The following is a 21,853-nucleotide window of genomic DNA, read 5'->3' as shown; positions in this document are numbered from 1 at the left end:
AACGGTTAAAAGTATTGGCCGATGAATGCACCTCGGTTTCGTTTCGCTACGGCCTGCATAAAGGCGCTAAAGCGCTGTGCGTTACCGTTACTTCGGCTAAAGCCAACGCCGTGTATACGAATGACAGGCTGCCCGTTGTTACCTTTGTTAGCTTGGGTAATTTGACCAACGATTTGATCCAAGTTAGTCCTTTGATAATCGTCACCAAATACGTAAAGGCTTACCCGGCCCTTGGTGTTCTTATATAGCTTTATGGCCTTTAAAATACCCGCTTCGGGCTGACTCGCACCGCCTTTGAAGTTTTTCATTTGGTTCATCGCCGTATCGCGCATGGTTTTTCTATCATCTAACCATTGCCCAGCTTTACTTGAAAACATAAAGCTACCGTCTGCGGACATTATTTGAAACCCTTTCATTTTAGGGTGGTTCTTTAAAATGTCGTTCACTACTGTGATAACGCGATTCCACCCACTGCCGGAGGACATTGAGCCCGAATTATCGATAGCAAATATGACATATTCAGCGTCGGTGGGTATGCCTCCCACGTCATCATCAGGCGTATCGGTTGGGTTTGGTGTGTTTAGCATGGCAGTAGCTTGGCGAATCTCCTTACGTAAGGATGACGCCTTATCTCTTAGCTGGTCTATGGTTTGCTGCGCACGGGGAATAGACGAATCGAGATTATCTCTTTCTTCTGTAACTGAAGCGGTTTTGCTTTGCGCTGCTTTGAGTTCCTGCAGTTTGTCTGACAAGGCGCCTTTTAACGTTTCAACATCAATCTGGGCCTGTAGTACCTGATCAATCAGCACGCTCACGTTACTCGGGCCGCGCTCGGTATCCTCGGTACCGTTTTTCGCCAGCAGCACAAGCATGACTACCGCGCCAAAGGCACAAGAAATGATGTCAAGAAAGGCAATGTTGAATACCTCAACAGGGGCACGCTGAATTTTCCTCACGGTTTCATTCTCACTATGGCCACTCCGGTGCTGGTGATAAGAAAGTGCCGCTGGTTGCTCGGGTCCATTCCCAGTACATCGGAGATGCGAATGGATCGCCTTCTATCGGCAGCAAAATGACGTTGTAGTGCACGCCTTTTTTAGCCCGTTTAACGGTTTCAACAAAAAGGGTCTGACGGCAGTCAGAAGAGATTGATTTTTTACTGCTAATAAAATTCTTACAGCTTAATGGCAACCCATCACCCAGCGTAGGTAAACCGTCGGTGACGATGTACACGTCGGTAATATTGGGGTTGGCTTTAAACAAAATGGCTAAGCCTTCTTGAAGATTAGTTCCACCATTTGGCACGACGCCTCCGAGGTCTTTTACGATAGCGTTCATCGAACCGCTGACCTTAGCGCTGTTCACATTGCGAAGCCCCAAGGTAGTTGCTGTATCTGAAAATGCTACTACCGTCACCCGTGATTCTAAAGGCACGCGCGCCAACATCCACTGCGCAACTCGTTTAGTGCGTATCCATTTGGGAGTAGAGACTTTTTGTCCATCACTCAATGCTAATTTGCCTAGAATATCCAGAAGATTGTCGCCCATCATTGAGGCACTTTTGTCGATAAGTAAGCCGATTTCGGGGCCCTCTATCTTCATACCGGTAATATAGTTTTGTTCGCCCGTACCCTGCATTTGTATATTGGCCGACTTTTCAACTTCTTTAGACAGCGCTGCCAGCTGATTTTCAAGGTCAGCGACTACCGCCATTTCGGTAGACATGTCTTGCAATAGCTTCGACTGATCCTGGGTGCTGTCAGCCTGGGCTTGTTCAGCGTCATCTTGCTTTGCCGACTCCAGCGCAATCTTGTCATTAACTTCGTCGAGCGACTTTTTAAGTTTTTGCTGTTCCTGTTCAGCGGCAGCGAGCTCTTGCTCTAATTTCTCTTTTTCTTCCGTTGGCGTAGGCGTGAAAGCTTTGAAATCCACCAGAATAAAAATAAGAATAACCGCGCCAAGGCCACAGGCCATAACGTCTAAAAAGGCTAGATTAAATCCGTCTTCGGCTTTACGCACTTTAGGCATGGGTATAATCGCCTAATTAGTTGTGAAGGTGCGATAGCAAGTGATGTTCGCAAGACTCTTGTGTGCGAATAACCATTTTGTCTTGGCGGCCGTTTAAAAGATGCATTAGTAACATCAAGATAAGCGAGATAAAAAGCGCCACTAGCGTTGAATTAAAGGCAACGCCGAGAGAGGCGGTCATGCCTGCAATATCACCGTCTAGCGCGGCGTCTGCCTGGGCTAGGGCAGCACCTATACCTCGCACGGTGCCAACGAAGCCGATAGAAGGAATGGCCCAGATAATGTAGCGAATCACGTTGTTACCGCTTTCCAATTGCGCCGCTATATTTTCTACCGATGCATGGATAGCGTCCGCGGCATGCTGCACGTTTTGCGTATTTTTGAAGCGTCTAATACAGTTTATCCAAGTGCTGTAAGCTGGGGTGTCGCTGTATGATGAAGACGAAAGCTCATTCAATGCTTTATCTACGTCAAGGGGCGTGTCTTTGTTGTGTTCAGGAAGAAGATCACGTGAATAGATCTCTTCTTCATCAAGCAGCTTCCAAAGCTTGTAGACCATCAGAAAAATACAGAACAACATTAGTGATATACAAACTTGTTGTTCGACATCTTTAAGGATAACCCAGATAGATGAGAGGGAAGCCGTTCCCGCGGTCGCCATGACTTTCTCAGCTGCAGGGCGAATAACTCCCGCAAATAGAAAATGTACCAAGGCGAAAATAAACAAAAATACCCCGCCACTTACTAGAAAGCTGGGGTTCATTGACAACGTATTCTCTTTACTCATGGTCAGTCCTTGATACTTAAATATTAGTCGGGAAGTCTTGTGGCGAGTCTAGCGATACAAAGTAGGCGCTGGCCGTCCCCGCTATGCCTAAAAGCACAGCAATGATTAATAGTTTCTTTTTCATGTTAGTTCTCATATCTCGCTATGCGAAAGCCTATGTCGTCCGCCGGCGTATTTTCACCACTGCGTACACTAGCCCGAATATTCTTAAGTCTGCCTGTTAGATAAGACGCCCCTTTGACCACATGTTTCCCTTGTCCAACGGGGCCTAAGTAGTTGGTGTAGGAACCTGAATGGCTGGATGTTGCAACATCATAAGTATCGTGAACCCACTCGCGCACATTGCCGTCTAAATCGAAGAATCCGCCGCGCTCGGCCTTAAATGAGCCAACCGGTGCTTTATTTGCGAATCCGTCGTCGTAGTCTTTCAATATGAAAGTTTGTTTGCCGCTGAGTGATGCGTCGGCGAAGTTTCCTTGCTTATCACGTATACGATACTGATCACCCCATACGAAAGTTGTCGAAGATGCTCGTCGATTTAATTTGGCTACAAACTCCCATTCAGCTTCAGTAGGCAAGCGGTAACCCTTCGAAGAGGCATCAACTCCCGCTACTCGTTTATTTTTAATGATATAAAAAGGCGTTAGCCCTTCTTTTTCGCTCAGCCAGTTCGTAAAGGCCGCGGCTTCATCCCAAGAAACGTTGCTAATTGGTAGTGCGCTGCCGCCACCTTTTCCGGTAAAGGCGGCAAATTGAGCTTGGGTTATTTCATGCTTAGACACCCAGAACTTGCGAGAGAAAGATACCTCTCGTTGAACTTCATTGCGTTGACGATCTTTTTCGTTTGAAGGAGAGCCCATGGTGAAAGTTTTTGGCGTTACCAAGGCGAGTTGAATGCCTAACGTAGTGGCGAAAAGCGGTTTGCCTTCACGGCGCCTTGCTTCAAATTCAGTTAGCATATCAGCATGAACTGTTGCAGTGCGCTTTGCGCTGGGTGTTACTGTTTTAGTTACGCTGCGATAACCTTCGCGCTCAAAAGTAACAGTATGTGGTAGCGCTTGGAGGGTAATGTCCAGCGGTGTCTGGCCCTGTGGTGCGCCGTTGATTGAAACCTTTGCATCGAGTGAGGCAGTAATGTTTACCTGGCCCAGCTCCTTTGTAAGGGTAAAAGAGAGCGACTTGTTTTCACCGGGTGCTAATCTTATTTTCTCACTTTGCGAGACAAACCCTGTTTTTTCATATTTAACGGTATGAAGAGAGTTCGCATCTACGCGGGAGTTATTGTCCACTGGCTTATTGTTTACGGTAAGCACGCCGCCTGGTGGCGTAGTAAATACTGATAGCTGTGCCTGAAGCGGCTTGAGATTATAGTCTCTCGACGGTGAAAGCCGTTTATTAGTCACTTCAATCACGTCTTTCAACGGTTCTAGGCCCGGTTTTGTTACTTCTACCTCGTACTTGCCACCTTCTGTTTCGAGTGTAAGGGGTGTTGTGCCAACGTCCTTACCGTCTAAGGCTACTGATGCACCGGTAGGGGTAGAGTTGATAGTGATCGCACCCTTAATCGGAGATAAGGGAATGACTTTTTCTAATTGTTGTGCGATATCAGCCTCAAACTGAACTTCACCTATTTCAAAGTGCGGATGACTTGCGCTAACTGTATAGCTACCCTGAGCTAACTCGGTAGTGAAAGTCTGTGATACCGACATTTTTTCGTTATTTAAATACCACGTTACCTCATTGAGCGAGGGAGATGTGGATGCGGTAAGCTCTGCTGGTAGAGGCGAGAGCGTAACGTTAATTGTGCTTGGTGAGGTTTCGTTAATGATGACGCTTGCAGCTTGATATTTAGGTGCTGATAATTGTACTTCCGCGTGGCTGCCAAATACATACAGTTTGTCGCTGATGAACATGGCGGTACCATCTGATACCGAAAGTTCCGGCGCCACTGCGGCTCGCTCTGGAGAAACGACAAAAGCATACCCTTTTGTAAGAAACAGCCAGCTAAAGTAAACAACGAGTACGGCGATAAGGCCTATAAGTGATGCGATAGCAACGCCCTTTCGTCGTTTTTTTCCTTTAGCAATGGCGTCGTCAATACTGCTCACAATATAGGCCCTTATACTTTTTCAGTGCAAACAATATGCACTGATGGATTGTTGTCTGATGGTGATACCACAATTTCTTTAATTGTAGAGCGGTAACCTTCGCGGCTTCCTTCGACGCGGTACGTACCTGGTTTAAGTTGAATGGTTTTACGCTTTATCTCACCAACAACCCCAACGCCGAGTACCTTGATATAGGTGTCGTTATCAGAGGTGATAGTAACGGGGCGAGGTTGTTTAATTTTATCGACAATACCTTCTAGCTCCGTTATTTGTGTAAGGAGTTTGGCGCTTTTATTGGCGTAGTTGCGAGCCTGTTCGATATCTTGTTGGGCAAGGTTTCTGACATTGTTATCAGATAGGCGCTCAGGTCTTTGTTGATACGCCTCTAAACGCTTACTTGCATTTAAAATTCCATCAGCATCTTGTTTGGCTTGAAGTAGCGTTGGGCTGGCAGAAAAAGATGTAAGGCCCTTATTAGCCAACATCTGCACGGTTTTCCATTCATCAGCGTCTGCGAACAAGGTGACTTGGCTTTCAATTTTTTGCTGTTCGCTCCCCGCGATTAAAGACGCCAACTTTTTACTGATGATATCTAGCTCGCTGCTCGAAGACTTAAGGCTTTTAGCCTCATTAATACGTTGTGTTGCTGTGGTAAAATCTCGCGCTTCAATAGCCTTATTGGCGCTGGCGAGTAAAGTGTTGAAGCGGTTTTCGCGTATCTGGCGTTCAATAGCATCGAGCGCTTGCTTCGAATCTTCTCGAAAGGGGTCAAGGGCGACAATTTCCGCATATGCATCACGCTGTTTTTGAATATTATTTTCCACACGACCAACGCGTGCTTGTTCGTAAGCGTCTTGCACTTCGCTATATACATCAATTCGTTGCTGCAATATCTTAGCTTTTTCGAAATCTGGGTTGGTTGTAAGCGATACTCTGTTTAAGTTAAATGCCTCTGAAATATCATCTTTTTCGAAAGCAGAGAGCGCGCTTTCATAAGGCGCGGTATAGGCATTTTCGTATTCAGCGCTTAATGCTGAAACAGAGCCGTTAACCACTTCTAGCGCTGTTTCAACCTCGCTGAAGTTAGACGAGCTGTAGGCGTTAAATGCCTTGTTTAGTTCATCCTCAACGACATTTACTTTTTCTGAGAATTCTTTTGAATGTGTAACTCGCTGAACGAGCTCACTTACGCGCTGCTTGCTGTCGCTGAGCGCCATTTGAAGAGCTTTTCGTTCTTCTGGGCTCAGGGACGTTGATGAGGGGCTTTCAGAAGGTTGATGTACCGTTTCTGTCTTATCAACCGACAAATCAACATCCGTCGAAACACTTGGCATAAAAGATATAAGGACGACGCTTGCCATGCCAACAAAGAGTACTACTGCACAGCCAAGCAGTGCCTTTTTAATCAATGCTTTCTTCTTGGCTCTGCTTTGCTCTATTTGCTGTTCAACGCTCGGCATGCGTATTCCTTCGCTTTCTTATTTTATTGTGTAAATGAGTAGTGGTGGAACTCAACTTTGAAACAACGCAAGAAGATGACTACGCTTACAGCGCAGTCATCGGTGTTGCTTCCATATCATAAATATCTTTAAGGCGAGAGCGCAGCTGGTAATATTGCTCAGCTGCCGTGCCCTGTAGCTCAATACGTTGATTATCAATTTCAACAATCTGATCAGCAACCTGAATATCAAGGTTTTGACCCATCTCGTCGAACAAGTCACGTTGGGCGTGAAGCTCTTTATTGGTTTGAATTGCTTGGCTTAGTGAGCCTATAGCAGCAATACCCGCACCTGCAGCAGCCACTTGCCCAACAGTAGAACTGGAGTTCGAGCCTAGCAGTACCGAGGCTACAGCAAACAAACCAGCAGTAACCTGTTTGGTGGTGCGTTCTGCTTCAAGCTCTCTGATTTTCTTGGCTTCGGGCAGCGTTTCTTTCTGATATTTTCTATACGGCGCTTCTGTTGTTACCCAGAACGAATCGTACGTTTCTTGAAGACTATCAATAAACTGTTCATCTTTTGCTTGAATTGCGCGCACGCGGCGAAGCATTGGGTCGCTTTCAGAAGGCGCACTGACCAAGTCAATTTCGCCTTTGCGGTTCTGAGAAAGATACTGGCTGAACGATTCAGGGCTATACATTTGTGCGTAGCGCAGATCAGAGACCATTTGAACCTCTTGCTTGTAAGCCTCTGACTTCTTGATAAGCAAGTCGTAGACAAACTTGGCAATTTGTTCGAACACTGGGCCATTTGGGTTTTCACCACGAGACATCGCATCGCGATACCAGCCTTCGCTTACGCGATACTCAAACTCTTCCTCACCCCATACTGTGTTCTTAGCGTCCATGACTCTTACGCCAATCTCTACGGTTTCAGTATCTGAATAATTGATTTTTCCAAGTACGTATACATCGGCAAGAGCAGATGCATCAGGCGTTACATTGATGCTGCCAAAAGACTTGGTTTCGCCCAACGCTTCTTTAGTAGCAATGGCAAAACGGTTAGCCTCTAGCCTACGCACCTGTGGCCAGATGCCTTCTTCTTCTATTTCGTCGTAATCGATAGAGCCATCGCTGTCAGTTGGAAAACCTGGGTCGAATACCGGAATGGCAACATCCATATAAATTTCTGAGTTATAATTATAACTATTTCTCTGGGCGCCTAAAGGCTGACCAACCCCAGGCCCCACCATAGATGGACCAACACTAGAAACATTCGTTTGCGTGGAACCACAGCCGCCTAAAAGTATAAACGACGCTGTTGCGACCACTGTAAGCAGGGCCTTTGGTTTAAATGAAGACATTTCCTTTCCTTCCTCTGAGTTTATTAACAGCCGTATTGCTCTTTTAATGCTTGGAAGTGAGCTTTTTCGGTCTCATCTTTTGCTCCTTGCAAACCGGCAATTACGGCGTCACATACCGCTGAACTACCACCTTTTGCTTGTCCGCCAACGGACTGTTTTGAAGGACCAGAGCTTGAGGTAGTGGTTTGTGTATTCGATGATGAATCTTGAGATTCGGTATTACTTTGCGAGTCAGATTGCCCTGCACCTGAGCCAGAAGACGCGGTGACGGAGGTACTTCCTGTACCGCCACCTTGCCCTGTACCTTGGCCAGCTGCGTTAGCAACACTTTGTGCGCTGGATTGTGCAGCAGCGTCCATGCATTCTTCGCTTTGATTTAATGCGCCGAAAAGAGAGTCATCTAGCGCCTGAATTTTTTCTGCTTCGGTCATGGTTGACATATCTTGTTCACCAAAGTCGAGTACCGAGCAATCTTGATAATAGGTAGGAGTATCGCTTGTTTGTGCGCAAACAGGCGTTAAAGAAAATGTATAGAGTAATAAAGCAAAGGGCAAATAGTTCGGCATCGCCATTAAGTCCTTTTATTTACAATGTTTGAGACATGCGTACAACCTCATTCCTTTTTTATTTATAGCATTCTTTCATCCAAGACAAAACACAGATTTAAATTAATGGTATAAAGTAAAAGCACTGAGACAAAAAAGCCGACAAAACATAAGGTTTTATCGGCTTATTAATTTAACGTTAGTCAATGAGCGCTAGCGTTAATTAATGCTCCCAATGATAGTGGTGCGCCTTTGCTTCAACTTCATCTGCGGTTTGCTGCGGCATAAAGGTGGCATTGTCTTGCTCAAAGAAGAACGGTTTGCGTTTTTCTTTGCTTCCCACTTCGTTCATGGTCGCTGACTCATAAACGCGGCCATTGAGTACGGTGTATTCTACGAATTCACTCTTTCTGATATCGCTAAGTACATCACCATCAATCACGACCAGATCAGCAAGTTTACCTTTTTCGATACTGCCAAGGTCTTTGCCCATTCCTAGGTGTTTCGCGCCATCAATCGTGCCACCGCGTAGCGCTTCCCAAGGTGTAAAGCCGCCTTGCTCCATGATCCACAGTTCCCAGTGAGCAGCTAAGCCTTCGCGTTGCCCGTGCGCACCAATATGTACACTGACCCCATTATCTCGAAGTTCTTTGGCGTAGCTAGCTACGTTTTGATGGTTATACTGATTTTCTGGCGCTGTTGGTCTGCGAATCGCGCGGCTATCTAGAATAGTTGACGGGGTATAGCGAAGAAGGCGCGGGTTCTTCCACACTTCTGTTTTGTCGTACCAGTACTCTTCACCCATCATGCCGCCGTAAGAAACAACAAAGGTCGGCGTGTAGCCAAATTCTGTGGCTTTCCATAGCTGAGTGACGTCGCTGTAGCCTTTCTCCACAGGAATGCTGTGCTCAAGACCCGTGTGACCGTCTACCAGCATAGTCAGGTTTTGTTGAAGCTTACCGCCCCCTTCAGGCACTACCATCATCTCTTGATTTTTTGCTGCCCACAGCACCTGCTGACGCTGATCACGGCGGGGCTGGTTGTAGCTTTTCACCGAGATAGCCCCGGCTTCTTTCAAGCGCTCTACATGGAAGTACGCATCTTCATAATTGTTGATAATCGCTTTGTAACCTAGTCCTTCTGCACCGTATAAAATAGTACCGGTGGAGTAGATACGCGGCGCAACAATATCGCCTTTACGCTGTAATTCAGCCGCAGCGAAAATTTCCGTTGTATCGTTTGAAGGGTCATGAATGGTGGTTACACCGAACGACACATTCGAGTACTGACTCCAGTTTTGCTGAGGAATAATCTCATTGCGGCCCTGTGAGCCGTGCGCGTGTGCATCAACAAGCCCTGGAATAATCGTTTTACCTGAGGTGTCTATTTGCATAGCATCTTCAGGAATAGCGATGTCGCCACGTTTACCCACCGCTTCAATACGATTGTCTTTAATGAGCACCACGCCATCTTCAATTACCTCTTGGGTATTGTCTGCATCGCGCATGGTGACCACTTTACCGCCAACCAAGGCTTTGTAGCCAGAGGGCTTGTCAGCTTTAGTGGTGAACGACAAATCCATACCTTCAGCTACCGGCTCAGGCAACGTTTCTGCTGCGCCATCAACAAAGGCAAAGGCTTCATCGAGTGAACGGCTAAATAGGGTAGGGCCGTTAAACCAGCTAAGGGTTTTGTTGTCAGGCGACCACGTTAGGTATTCACCTGCGCGACTTGAGAGCTGAGTTACTGGCAGTGACGTCATATTCGGACCAACAGTAATGCGTTTGCCATTTTCTACAAACGGCGCCACATAAGTTTTAAATTGGTATACGAAGGCAACCCATTTCTTATCATGAGAAAGTTTGTACTCACTTACCTTATCTGCACCGTAAAGGTGAGTTCGTTTGTCGTTGCCTTTAAGGTTAACGCTTGAAAGTTGGGTTTCGTAGTACGCTTCGCCGCCCGCTGATTCGGTGAAGTACACCCTGTCGTCGTTACCCGCGAAATGCGCGTTATAGCCGCCTTCAGAGACTTTTTCTACCGTGTCTTCTTTAAGGTTCGCGACATAAATACCTGGCTCAACCGAGTATTTAGGGTCGAGTAAATAGCCGCCGGTAAATTTGCGGAAAACCACTTTTTCGCCATCGGCAGAGAACGAAGGCTCAATGTAGTGACCAGGCTGTTGGGTAATGACTTTTCCTTTACCACCACGGGCAGATACCACGCGAACAGTGCCTAAATCTTGGTCATCCCATGTGGTATAAACAATCGACTTTCCATCGTTAGAAAAACGCGGATAGTATTCGTCGTGATCGTTTTGTTTAGTTAAGCGCTTAATTTTGCCAGACTTCACGTCGCGTACATAAAGTTTACCTAACGCTTGGAAAAGTACGGTTTTACCGTTCGGCGACATTTGCGACCAGCGGATCATGCGAACGTCAAACTCATCAGGGGCTACATCAACGTTAAAGCGCAGGGCATCTGCGTATTTCACGGTGCCTTCAACGGTTACGTCCATGGTGCTGGTGGTTTTATCTTTCACGTCAATGGTGTGAAACTTGCCGCCTGTCCAATATACAATTTTACTGCTGTCTGGCATCCAGTCGAAGTAGGCAAAGTAGCCTTCCGAGCCAAAGCCTTCTTGCATATCTCGCTCAAGTTCCAACGTAAGCGGAGTTTCCACCCCTGTCTTTATGTCTTTAATGAAAAGCGCGGTTCTGTCTTTAACACGGCGCACGAAAGCAATGTATTTTCCGTCGGGTGAAGGCGTAGGTACAACGGCGCCGCCTGTACCGCTTATATAGCGGCTCTCTTCGCCGGTTTCGCGATCGTAGCGAGTGATAGCAAAAATGCCTTCTAGCGGGTCGCGATTATATTCGAAACGGGCGCCTGGAACGGTGTTTTCGGTGAAATATATATACTTACCGTCATGAGAAAATACAGGGTCGGCAATGTTTTGCTGGTCGCGTTTTCCGCTGTTACGGGCTTTAATTTGAAGTCCGTCGCCACCTGATTTGTGGTACATCCAAATCTCGCCTGCTGGAATACTGCGGCTAGACATAATGCCTTTGGTTACCACTAAATATTCGCCGTCGGGACTCCATTTAGGTGAGTGTATGAGATTACTTTTTTCTTTGGTTATTTGGCGAAGGTTGCTGCCGTCAATATCCATAACCCACACGTTACTTAACCCATCTTGATCCGAGATAAACGCAATTTGCTTACCGTCAGGAGAAATGGAAGGGTGAATATTCCACGCGAAGTCTTGAGTAAGTGGCGTCGCATCGCCGCCTTTTGTGCTCACTTTGTAAAGATCGCCGAGCATGTCGAAAACCATAAACTCGCCATTTGGCGCCACGTCTAAGCTAGACCACGTGGTTTCATTGGTTTTGATAGTAACTTCGTTTAATGCATAAGGCGGGTTGTTAACGTCCCACTTTTCAGATTCATTTTCTGTCTTTTCTTCACCGTCGTTTTGGGCATATGCAATAGGTGCTGCACTTAAGCCCAACGCGCTTACCAGCGCTATGGCTAGCAAGTTTTTCTTTGTTGTTATCATAATAATGTTTCCAAGTGCTTATTTTTTATTTTCTGTCGGCATCAGAGTACATGAACTCACTTACTGTTTTGTACCCTTCATTTGTAAATTTGAGGTTAATCTTACTGCAAAGTAGTCGAGATTAATTTAGCTGATGCGATTGTAGGTATGATTTTAACGTTCAGTTATCCTTTCATCACTGTCAATGATGCTTGTCTATTACAGCAATAGCCGCTAATTTCGTAACAAGCTATTAACAACGAATTGTGTGGATATAACCGTGAGCGACGCTGAACAACAAATGCATTATTCTACTTGTACGCTTTGTGAAGCAATGTGTGGCATTGAAGTAGCGACAAAAGGCCGTCAAATACTGTCAATAAAAGGGGATAAAGATAACCCGTTTAGCCAAGGACACATTTGCCCGAAAGCCAGTGCGCTCAAAGACTTATATGATGATCCTGACCGTTTAAAGCGCCCTGTAAAAAGGGTAAAACGTGAAGGACAAGAAAGCGCCTGGGAAGAGATCGGGTGGGATGAAGCCTTCGACCTAGTTGCTAATAACCTGCACCGCATTCAACAGACCCACGGTAACAATGCGGTAGGTGTATATCTAGGAAATCCCAATGCGCACAACATGGGCTCTATTCTTTTTGGTCCCTATTTTTATCGCGCGCTGAAGACCCATAATCGTTACTCTGCCACATCAGTTGATCAGCTGCCGCATCATATTATCAGCCGCAGGCTTTTCGGCCATATGTCGCAAATTCCTATTCCTGATATCGACCACACGCAGCACTTTATGATTATTGGGGGTAACCCGCTGGCATCAAACGGCAGCATTATGACTGTGCCTAACGTTAAAAAGCGCTTAAAAGGTATTCAAAAGCGGGGCGGAAAAATTGTGGTTATTGACCCGAAAAGAAGCGAGACAGCAGACCTAAGCTGTGAGCATCATTTTATCCGCCCTGGCAGTGACGTATTACTCTTACTCGCTATGCTTAACGTATTGTTTGAAAAAGAGTTGTATAACGTAGATGCCTTAAAGCCTTACGCTGAAGATATCAGCGAAGTAGAAAAATACGTTAGGCCTTATTCGCCACTAAAAGTGAGTGAGCACACGGGAATCTCAGCTAGTGTGATTACTCAGCTTGTTACCGAATTTTGCGAGGCTGAATCGGCCGCTTGTTATGGGAGAATGGGGGCGAGCGTGCAAGCGTTTGGTACGCTAACGCAATATCTAATTATGCTATTTAACATGCTCACCGGAAACTTAGATAAGCGCGGTGGCATGATGTTTACTCAGCCAGCGGCTGATACCCTGCCAGTGTCAGGCAAAGGCAGTATGGGTGATTTCACTTCACGGGTGCGCGGGCTTCCTGCCTTCGCTGGAGAGTATCCTGTAGCCTGTTTGGCTGAGGAAATCCTTACCCCAGGTGAGGGGCAAATTAAAGCAATGGTAATTGGCGCAGGTAACCCAGTAGTTACAACGCCAAATGCCGAGCAACTCGACCGCGCTTTTTCCACTCTCGAATTTACCGTAGCGGTTGATTTTTACATTACTGAAACCTCTCGCCATGCAGACATTATTCTTCCTCCGGTAACTGCCCTTGAACGGGATCACTACGATGTCGTTTTCCATAATTTTGCAGTACGAAATTTTGCTAAATACTCAGAAGCGGTAGTGGAAATAGACGAAGATCAGTTAACCGACTGGCAAATTTATCTGTCTTTGGCGCAGCGGCTAGATGCACTAAACGGAAAGAGCACGGACCACTACCCATCGCTATGGGAAAAGCAGCCCAAAGGCGTGGTTGACGACCTCTTAAAAAGGGGGATGTACGGGAAAAATGGACAGGGTGAAAATGCTGGGTATAAGCTTTCTTTAGAGACGTTAAAAGCGCATCCTCACGGTATTGATTTAGGACCGCTGCAAAGCGCGCTACCACAAGCAATTTTTCACGAAGACCAAAAAATACATTTAGACTTTGAATATTTTATGGCGGACTTGAAAAGGGTTGATGCTCACTTTTTTAACGAGCAGAACCAGCCTAACTCGCTGGTACTCATTGGTCGACGTCATATAAAAACCAACAACTCATGGCTTCACAATAGCCCGAGAATGGTCAAAGGCAACAATCGGTGCACTTTGCAGATAAATCCAGAGGACGCGGATAAACACGGTGTTAAAGATGGAGATGCAGTAACCGTGCGGTCTCGTGTGGGGCAGCTACAAATAGAGACTGAAATTACAGATGCGATTATGCCCGGCGTAATTTCTATTCCGCATGGGTGGGGGCATGATAAGAAAGGTATTCAGCTATCGGTCGCAAGCCAGCACCCCGGCGTTAATACGAATATTCTTACCGATGATCTGCAGGTAGATGAGCTTTCCGGAAATGCGGTGTTAAATGGCGTGCCGGTGGAACTTGAAAAATTAAGTTAGGAAAAAGGGGCACCCATACTAAAAAAACGGCTTTTGTTGTGAATCAAAAGCCGGTTTTAAAATCAGGGCAAAGTCGCTTACAGAAATAGCGCTTGCAAAAAGAGAGTGACGTGAGCTGATAGGTTGTGATCAGCTTTTTTGCCATGCGAATCAGAAGTATTAAGTCATCGTACCTTATTACTATTTAGTTTAATGTCTGGAAAATCTCTGGAAATTGTTGATGCTCTTGTTCTATAGGCTTTTTCCATATTTTCCAATTTAAGGAGTATATCAATCTTTTTTACTAAAGAAATTGGTCAGTATTTTCCAGAAAAAATAAAATAGGTTTTATGTTGTCCGTGGCATATACAGGTTGCTCTGTTACTGGCCAATAATATCATTAAGGGATTTCCACGCACCGTTGTTAAGCCAAATCATCAGCAGTAAATACCAGTATGGTCTGACGCAATTTAGTTAGGGAAGTCTGTTAAAAAGCTAGTTCCTCGTGCAATGAAGCCGTTTGTTCGCGTGATAAGCGAACTTTGTTTATATCACTGTCTCCCGCACATAAATTATCTCCGCTGGGAAGCGTCTGGTGAGCCGTTTAGCATCAAAATGCTTTTCGCGTGCTTTACACTACGCTATTGAAAAAATTGAAATTTGTTTCCGAGAGGCGGCTTATATGTTTACTATGTAGTCAGTGGATATTAAATCAACACCATATCAACGAAGGTTAATCATGGAAGAAAACCGTGTACTAGAAAAGTCCTTTCAGCATCTTGCACCAATAGAACACCCGGACAAAACCGGCATTTATATGCAGACGCTTAGACAGTGCATTGGTCATAGAGATATTAACAATATTGCTATTTCCGGACCATATGCGTCAGGCAAAAGTTCAATTATAAAAAAGTACTTATCCTCAGAAATGGGGTCTGAGGCACCAGAAAAGGTTCTGAACATTTCAGTCGCTGATTTTCGTGACACACAATCCGAATGTCAGAAGAATAACGCCAGAGAAGATATTGAGCTGAGGGTTTTGCAGCAAATATTGTATACCGTTACTGGAGTAGAGCTGCCGCATTCCAGGTTTAACAGAATCAAAAACAGAAAACGATCTCTGATGGTACCCACATTGTTTGTAATCTGGGTCTTTGTCACCCTTATTCTGGCTCTTCATCCACAGATTCTACTCAACTTTCGCCCATGGACCTCGGAATTTATTTCAGTATTTTTAATGGTTTGGTATTCGGTCGTCGGTCTTATTATTGGGGTAGATTGGTTGTCCCAATTTTTTGATACTGCGAGTTTTAAAAAGCTATCGATAAAGAACCTCGAATTTGAGCGAGAAAAGGAAGACCAAAACTCAATTTTGAGTAAATACTTTGATGAAATCTTATATTTCTTCGAGGTACAACCATACGAAGTTGTCATTTTCGAAGATTTAGACAGATTTGGCACGGCTACTATTTACACCAAGCTGCATGAGCTCAATAGGCTATTGAACCAAAATTCAGGTATAGATCGGCATATCCAGTTTATCTACGCCATTAAAGATTCAATGTTTGATGCAAACGATAGGGCAAAATTCTTTGACTTCATTATTCCTGTTCTCCCTGTTACCGGGCCAGCTAATGCAGAAGATACGTTTCTCAGACGGAATGATAACTTACTTCGGGAGGAGGGTGGCAAAAAACAAAATAGGACAAAAGTTAATCCTGAATTGCTGAAGAGCGTCGCGCAGTTTGTCACCGAGCCTCGTATTATTCACAACACCTTCAACGAATATGTAGTTTATTGCACCGCCATTCAAAACCGCGATATTGATAATGAGCAGTTGTTCTCACTGATATTGTACAAAAACATCTTTGTGCATGACTTTGACGACTTACATTACGGTCACGGGAATTTATTCACCTTAGTGAGTGATGTAGAAACCTACAAGAAAAACGAAAAAGACCGACTAAACAGTGAAGTTAAGAAGTATGAACAAATACTTGCTGATGCTCATCAGGAACATCTGGGCAGCGAGGAGGAATTGCTGAACTTGTACGTAGGCGCTTTGTATCGTAAAGGGATAAGTGCTATCTGTCAAAATCGCCATTATAATGAGGTCTCTTTATCCAGCCTCAGTTCAGTCGATAGTTTAAAAAAACTGTTACCTCAAACGGCTAAGTCAATCAACGTAAGGTGTATTCCAAGCAACCAAATCTCAGTCATGACATTAGGGGTGGACACGTTACAAGCGGAATTACATCCATCACAAAGCATTGAGCAGCGCATCAAGGCGATACAGGACAAAAGCCAATCGCAGCAAAAGTTGGTAAGCGATAAGCTTAAAAAGTTAAATAAACAGTTGAGCATACTTGAAACGCAGAAAATTAAAGACCTGTACGCTTCCGGTAACTGGATAAGCAATCGCATTGATGACCTTTATTCTAACGAAGACAACACGCAGGTTTATTCATGGCAAAACATCTCACTCGTCAAATATCTGGTTAGAATGGGCTATCTGAATGAAAACTACTACCTTTATACAACCGTGTTTAACAACGAGTCACATTGGACTGAGAGAGACCATCGTTTTTTCTTAAAACTCCAATCGCGACAGGACAAAGCCTTTGATGAGCCGATGGATAATTGTCAGGAAGTCTACCAGCGCCTCAATGAGTCCGAATTTAGTTCGCCTCACATCTTCAATAACGAGCTCCTCACGCACGCACTAACTAATAGAATCACCGAGGTCAAAACCAGAAAACTGCTCGACACTGTCATCGAATACTATCACGAAGCCGGCAGCGATTTTTTACTGCAATATTTGAGCACAGATAATTGTCAGGATGCTTTGGCAATGGCGCTCACAAAACGTTGGCCCGAATACCTTGAAATGGTTTTTGATAAAAACCCGACAGGCACCGAAGCCAGATGGCTAGTTGGCCACTTAGACGCTTCATATATCGACACAATACCCAGTCATCAATTGCTATTAGAGGTACTGTCTCGAAAAACCAGCGTGTTCATCATCGATGATGCAAGCGAGACAGCTCAAAATGCCCTGGGCATCATTGAGCGTTTTAAACTGGAAGTCGCGGATTTACCCCCATTGGAAAAGACTCCAATAGCACTTAAGAACATTGTCAAAAATGCGCTATTCGTAATCAGCCCCGAAGCGATACATTTCGTTCTGGTGTATTTTTCTGATGCAACCGAGGATGAAGCCAGTAAGTCGACTTATCACAAACTACTGCACTCAAAGCTAAGCACGGTGATAGAGAGAGTAGACAAAGAAATTAACCACTATATCTCGACAGTTATGCTTCCTAATCCGAATAACACACAGGAAAGCGAAGAGGCAATTCTTTCCATCATCAATAACAGCGGGCTGGAAGACAAACTAAGAGGGGCAGTTATTGGTAAACAAGAACATGTATTTGATTCGCTTCAGCATGTTGCATATGGCGCCGATCTCTTCTTTAAGCACAGGAAAGTCAATCCAAGCTGGGAACTACTGGAGGACTTTCATCAGTCAGAGCGGATTGATATAGACGATTTTCTCTATTTCATTAACGACAGCAATGTTATTGAAACACTTACGAATGAAAATATAATTTCCACGGACATTAAAATCAGCAACAGCCTTAAGCAGATGCTGTTAAATGCCGATGAATTCACTGATGATTTGTACATTACGCTTGCATCATTTTTAATTACCGAAGAAATCACCTCATTACCAGAATTAAACGATACAAAACTAGCAGGACTAATCAAGTACAACAAAATTTCCCTGAATGAGCGCACTTTTGAGAAAATTAGTCACTTGCCATTGTGTGTTGCAATGCTGCTGGATAGTGATGCAGAAGCATACATCGCCCACAAAGAACAATACCCAGAGCTGGGCAATGAAGATATCTCTGCAATTATCAAGATGGCAAAGTCGACGCAGCTCACTAAGTGCGCTCTGGTTGACTTGCCAAAACACGATATTGATAAAATTGATGTCAAACCCGAAAGACTATCCGAGCTTTATCTGTCTTTGTCAAATAAAGAACAAAACACTGAGGTTCTGGCTAATCTTATTCAAAGATGTTCAGACTCTGATACATTGCGCAGGCTCTTCTATCAACATATGGCAACAACCAGTGAAGATAAGTACCTAGAGATGCTGCATGAAAACAGAGAATCTTTGTCCAAAACACACATTCGCATCGCCTTGTCAGTATTACCAGATGGTCCATTGAGACACTTGTTAGATAACTCTAAACGTCCGTCGTTTTCAAACACACCGCAAAACAAACAAATATTGGATTTGCTCGTCAGACTCGAAGTTTTGGTTGACTATTCTGTTGATGGAAGCAGACTCAGGGTAAGAAAATATAGAAACTGGACATCAGGCTAAGCGCACTGAATTGCCACTAGTTCAGTAGACACATCATAACCATATTTTGATTAGAAGCTGAACCGATGCCCCAACTTCAGCAATACGTACATTTCTGCAGTTTAAGTACAATCTGTACTTCGAGTTTGGGAAATCTCTCAGCAAGTTCAGCTAATATGGGTGCTAACCAAGGCAACTGCCCTTCATCATCGACCGCTAGACGCAAACATGTTTCTGTTCCAGCAGCTAAATCAACTGCAAGCTCTTTTAACTGATTGCATTGCATATGCACCAGCTTTGCTTGTTGGAGGATCCGCACTCCCGCTTCCGTTAACACTGGATATCGTCCACTTCGGTCAAATAGCAGCAGATCCAAATCTATCTCAAGATCACTGATTGCAGTGCTAACAGCAGATTGCGCCTTACCAAGCTTTCGAGCCGCAGCAGAAAATGAGCCGGTATTTACTACCGTCAGCAGAGTTTCAAGTTGTTGTAGGTTCATATATCTGTTTTTCAGATGCTATCTAACTTAGTAGTATTTATTTTAGCAGATATATTAGCTTCATTAGCGTTTAGCGGAGCAATTTGATGAAGCAATTATCTGAGCAACCAAAAGTTAGTCTGGGGCGTTCCACCGCAGATAGGCTTCGAATGGCTATAGGCTTTGAGGTGATAGGTCTTTTGTTATTGATACCTATTGGTAGTTTAATTTTGAACAAACCTGCATCTGAACTCGGCTGGCTCGCAGTGCTTATGTCACTCATTGCGACTTGGTGGAATTATCAGTTCAACCAGTTGTTTGATAGATATTATCTGTCTCCTCGGGGTCGGACTTATAAAACGCAGTCAGAGCGGATCTATCATGCCATAGGATTCGAATGCGGGCTTCTGATTGCCATTTTACCAGTGACCGCATGGTATCTGAACATTACATTGTGGGATGCTCTTTTACTCGACTTGGGGTTTATGTTGTTCTATCTGGTTTATGGCTACTTCTATCATTGGATGTATGATGTGGTATTCCCACCTAAGGCTAGTTCGACTTAGCTGATAATGACAATAGTGGATATGCAGGGATGCAAGTTTCTCTAATAGTCTGTTATTAAACAAACTATAATTTTATCGACACTAACCGCCAGTCTTTAATTGGCAACAACTCCCATTAGCATAAACTTGGTTAACGCTATTAGCTTTTTCTTGAAAAAGCTGCTCACACGTATTTTGTCGCGATAATTATTCTAAGGAACGTCCGCTTTCAATGAAAAGCGCTGATGCAATCGTTTCTCAGCGAATTTCCGCTCTTGGCACAAAGCGACACTAGGGCTTTTAAAACCTGAGCGACCGCTCCTTGTCTAAATGCGCCAGTCAACTTGAATGCCATACTTATGTTTCCTACTAAGCAGGAGACAACTCATGGCAATTCAAATCCATACACCTTGGAACAAAGATCGCATTATTGGGCAGAAGAAGCCTCTTCAGATATCACATATATGGGGTATCCGAATTCGATTAGAACTTGAAGGGCGGACGCGTGATCTCGCACTGTTCAATCTTGGTCTTGATAGCAAACTACGAGGTTGTGACCTCGTTAAACTCAAAGTTTCAGATGTCGTTTGCGGACGTTCAGTGCTGAGGCGCACGCATGTCGTTCAGCAAAAAACTGGTAGTCCTGTCCAATTTGAGATAACACCGAACACCGGAGAATCGATTTTGGCTTGGGTAAAAAAAGCTGAACTAAAAGCATCTGACTACCTTTTTAAATCGCGTATACACGGTGCTGAGCACATATCAACTAGACAATATAATCGCATTTTTCACGGATGGATCGAAAAACTTGGACTAGATGCCTCACTCTACAGTACCCATTCACTGCGCAGAACCAAACCCTATTTAATTTACAAGAAGACTAAAAACCTTCGGGTAGTTCAACTCTTGCTGGGCCACAAGAAGTTAGAAAGCACAGTCCGCTACTTAGGCATCGAGGTGGACGACGCTTTGGAAATATCGGAATCTATTGAAATTTAGGCTTTACGGGGCTGCTTGTGCAGCCCCTGTGTACGTATTGCTGCCGTTGGGAAAGAGTGAGGCAGAGTTCTGGAATGAGCGAAAAGCGGAAGTAAGAATTTTCGTTGCTGATAGACTGCTATGGGGCAGTAAGCGGACTGTCAAAAATTGCTGGATTGCTTCAATGTTTGACAAGCGCAAGGTCAAATAGTGTTATTTATTAAGTAAACCTGAATGTTTGGTGAGTTAAGTATTTTTCCCGATAGCGGACACTCAACACTTTGCATAAGCGGTTTTGGCCGCTATTGCCAAAATCCGCTTGATGCTTTTGTGTACGCCCAGCATGGGCATGAACTAATGAGGTGAAAGTCCTCTGTAGGAAAGTCACCGTTTACATAACTTATTGGTTATTAAACGATAACTACTAGCGAATGGCAAGGGCTAAACCGCGAGGGATAGTCTGAAGGAAGCCGGACGCAAATCTGCGAGCTGATGAATAAGAACATCATATGAGGCGTAGGCTGGAGGCGAGTTGGCACAAGACAACGAAGCCATGTGACTTAACGGCCACCGTAAATGATGCAGCAGTGCAGGGAAAGTTCATGCTCTTATCTGTGGTGCATCGGTCACCCGAAGATCTGCTTAACAAGCGATCGGTAAACCACCAGTCAGGCTCTGGTATATAAGTGCCTTGGTCTTTGGGTCTCATCAACTCAAAGGAGCGAATATGATGAAAACCGACAGCGCTTTCAGGGGCAACCTTGCAAGTGATTAAGCAGAAGTCAGCAGACGGCATAGTAGCCAAACGCCCATCGTAATGGCTGGGACACGGTGAAGGCCAGAACACATAGAATAAAGGAGGAGCCTTGTTAAACTTGAACACACGAATGCCGACCGGTAATGACGTGACTCAGCGTATTGATGAGCAGCCAGCCTTTAGTGCCGATCTACTCGGACTCGCACTTCAATCAGCCAATATTATGGCTGCATGGAAACGAGTCCGAGCCAACAAAGAGGCCGCTGGCATTGATGGCATGTCCATTGATGACTTCCCCGCTTGGGCAAAAGAGGGTAACTGGAAACGTATTATGACTGTGCTTCGCTCAGGACAATACCAACCTTAACCTGTTAGACGCGTGGAAATTGATAAACCCGATGGTGGTAAACGCCAACTGGGCATTCCCATTGTTGTCGACAGGGTTATCCAACAAACTATTGCTCAAGTGTTAACGCCCATTTTT

Annotated in this window: 14 protein-coding genes; 5 read left to right on the top strand and 9 right to left on the bottom strand. The window is 44.8% G+C overall.

The window, feature by feature from the left end:
• Nucleotides 1-5: 5 nt before the first annotated feature.
• From GVO62_RS11230 to GVO62_RS11195, 8 genes are all read right to left on the bottom strand, one after another.
• Nucleotides 6-956: a VWA domain-containing protein gene (locus GVO62_RS11230; RefSeq protein WP_159119327.1), complete on the bottom strand. Its 951-nt coding sequence runs from the start codon at nucleotides 954-956 to the stop codon at nucleotides 6-8.
• 13 nt (nucleotides 957-969) lie between these two features.
• Nucleotides 970-2,028: a vWA domain-containing protein gene (locus GVO62_RS11225; RefSeq protein WP_159119326.1), complete on the bottom strand. Its 1,059-nt coding sequence runs from the start codon at nucleotides 2,026-2,028 to the stop codon at nucleotides 970-972.
• A 16-nt stretch (nucleotides 2,029-2,044) separates the two neighbouring features.
• Nucleotides 2,045-2,815, bottom strand: a complete 771-nt coding sequence (locus GVO62_RS11220; RefSeq protein WP_159119325.1) for a MotA/TolQ/ExbB proton channel family protein — start codon at nucleotides 2,813-2,815, stop codon at nucleotides 2,045-2,047.
• A 125-nt stretch (nucleotides 2,816-2,940) separates the two neighbouring features.
• Nucleotides 2,941-4,923, bottom strand: a complete 1,983-nt coding sequence (locus tag GVO62_RS11215; protein ID WP_159119324.1) for an SUMF1/EgtB/PvdO family nonheme iron enzyme — start codon at nucleotides 4,921-4,923, stop codon at nucleotides 2,941-2,943.
• Between the two features lie 11 nt (nucleotides 4,924-4,934).
• Nucleotides 4,935-6,383 (bottom strand): hypothetical protein, encoded by a 1,449-nt coding sequence (locus tag GVO62_RS11210; protein ID WP_159119323.1) that lies wholly within the window; start codon nucleotides 6,381-6,383, stop codon nucleotides 4,935-4,937.
• Between the two features lie 85 nt (nucleotides 6,384-6,468).
• Entirely contained in the window at nucleotides 6,469-7,725 is a 1,257-nt protein-coding gene (locus tag GVO62_RS11205; protein WP_159119322.1) for a hypothetical protein, read from the bottom strand.
• Nucleotides 7,726-7,748: 23 nt separating this feature from the next.
• Nucleotides 7,749-8,291: a hypothetical protein gene (locus tag GVO62_RS11200; RefSeq protein ID WP_159119321.1), complete on the bottom strand. Its 543-nt coding sequence runs from the start codon at nucleotides 8,289-8,291 to the stop codon at nucleotides 7,749-7,751.
• Between the two features lie 202 nt (nucleotides 8,292-8,493).
• A complete protein-coding gene (locus GVO62_RS11195) occupies nucleotides 8,494-11,829 on the bottom strand; it encodes an amidohydrolase family protein (RefSeq protein WP_159119320.1) in 3,336 nt (1,111 codons plus the stop codon).
• A gap of 259 nt (nucleotides 11,830-12,088) precedes the next feature.
• Between GVO62_RS11195 and GVO62_RS11190 the strand changes: the two genes are divergently transcribed.
• Both GVO62_RS11190 and GVO62_RS11185 read left to right on the top strand, forming a co-directional pair.
• Nucleotides 12,089-14,254: a molybdopterin oxidoreductase family protein gene (locus GVO62_RS11190; protein WP_173360582.1), complete on the top strand. Its 2,166-nt coding sequence runs from the start codon at nucleotides 12,089-12,091 to the stop codon at nucleotides 14,252-14,254.
• A 718-nt stretch (nucleotides 14,255-14,972) separates the two neighbouring features.
• Nucleotides 14,973-18,629: a YobI family P-loop NTPase gene (locus GVO62_RS11185; protein WP_159119319.1), complete on the top strand. Its 3,657-nt coding sequence runs from the start codon at nucleotides 14,973-14,975 to the stop codon at nucleotides 18,627-18,629.
• 76 nt (nucleotides 18,630-18,705) lie between these two features.
• Here GVO62_RS11185 and GVO62_RS11180 read toward each other — a convergent pair whose 3' ends face one another.
• Nucleotides 18,706-19,110, bottom strand: coding sequence for a LysR family transcriptional regulator (locus tag GVO62_RS11180; protein WP_159119318.1), 405 nt, complete (start codon nucleotides 19,108-19,110; stop codon nucleotides 18,706-18,708).
• An 86-nt stretch (nucleotides 19,111-19,196) separates the two neighbouring features.
• Here GVO62_RS11180 and GVO62_RS11175 point away from each other — a divergent pair, with 86 nt between their 5' ends.
• From GVO62_RS11175 to GVO62_RS11165, 3 genes are all read left to right on the top strand, one after another.
• Nucleotides 19,197-19,655, top strand: a complete 459-nt coding sequence (locus GVO62_RS11175) for a PACE efflux transporter (protein ID WP_159119317.1) — start codon at nucleotides 19,197-19,199, stop codon at nucleotides 19,653-19,655.
• A gap of 366 nt (nucleotides 19,656-20,021) precedes the next feature.
• Nucleotides 20,022-20,633 carry a tyrosine-type recombinase/integrase gene (locus tag GVO62_RS11170; protein ID WP_159119316.1) on the top strand — a complete coding sequence of 204 codons (612 nt, stop codon included), beginning with the start codon at nucleotides 20,022-20,024 and terminating at the stop codon, nucleotides 20,631-20,633.
• A gap of 854 nt (nucleotides 20,634-21,487) precedes the next feature.
• Nucleotides 21,488-21,736, top strand: a complete 249-nt coding sequence (locus tag GVO62_RS11165; RefSeq protein ID WP_236547136.1) for a hypothetical protein — start codon at nucleotides 21,488-21,490, stop codon at nucleotides 21,734-21,736.
• Nucleotides 21,737-21,853: the final 117 nt, after the last annotated feature.

The organism is Alteromonas sp. KUL150, assembly GCF_009811475.1.
GTDB lineage: Bacteria > Pseudomonadota > Gammaproteobacteria > Enterobacterales > Alteromonadaceae > Alteromonas > Alteromonas gracilis.
Note: the sequence above shows the minus strand (reverse complement) of the source record. Positions and strands in the feature narration are given on the sequence as shown.

Bases quoted from the DNA above. Each gene is read 5' to 3' on its own strand.
- GVO62_RS11225 (WP_159119326.1), bottom strand. From the start codon at position 2,028: ATGCCTAAAGTGCGTAAAGCCGAAGACGGATTTAATCTAGCCTTTTTA.
- GVO62_RS11220 (WP_159119325.1), bottom strand. From the start codon at position 2,815: ATGAGTAAAGAGAATACGTTGTCAATGAACCCCAGCTTTCTAGTAAGT.
- GVO62_RS11210 (WP_159119323.1), bottom strand. From the start codon at position 6,383: ATGCCGAGCGTTGAACAGCAAATAGAGCAAAGCAGAGCCAAGAAGAAA.
- GVO62_RS11205 (WP_159119322.1), bottom strand. From the start codon at position 7,725: ATGTCTTCATTTAAACCAAAGGCCCTGCTTACAGTGGTCGCAACAGCG.
- GVO62_RS11200 (WP_159119321.1), bottom strand. From the start codon at position 8,291: ATGCCGAACTATTTGCCCTTTGCTTTATTACTCTATACATTTTCTTTA.
- GVO62_RS11195 (WP_159119320.1), bottom strand. From the start codon at position 11,829: ATGATAACAACAAAGAAAAACTTGCTAGCCATAGCGCTGGTAAGCGCG.
- GVO62_RS11185 (WP_159119319.1), top strand. From the start codon at position 14,973: ATGGAAGAAAACCGTGTACTAGAAAAGTCCTTTCAGCATCTTGCACCA.
- GVO62_RS11180 (WP_159119318.1), bottom strand. From the start codon at position 19,110: ATGAACCTACAACAACTTGAAACTCTGCTGACGGTAGTAAATACCGGC.
- GVO62_RS11175 (WP_159119317.1), top strand. From the start codon at position 19,197: ATGAAGCAATTATCTGAGCAACCAAAAGTTAGTCTGGGGCGTTCCACC.
- GVO62_RS11170 (WP_159119316.1), top strand. From the start codon at position 20,022: ATGGCAATTCAAATCCATACACCTTGGAACAAAGATCGCATTATTGGG.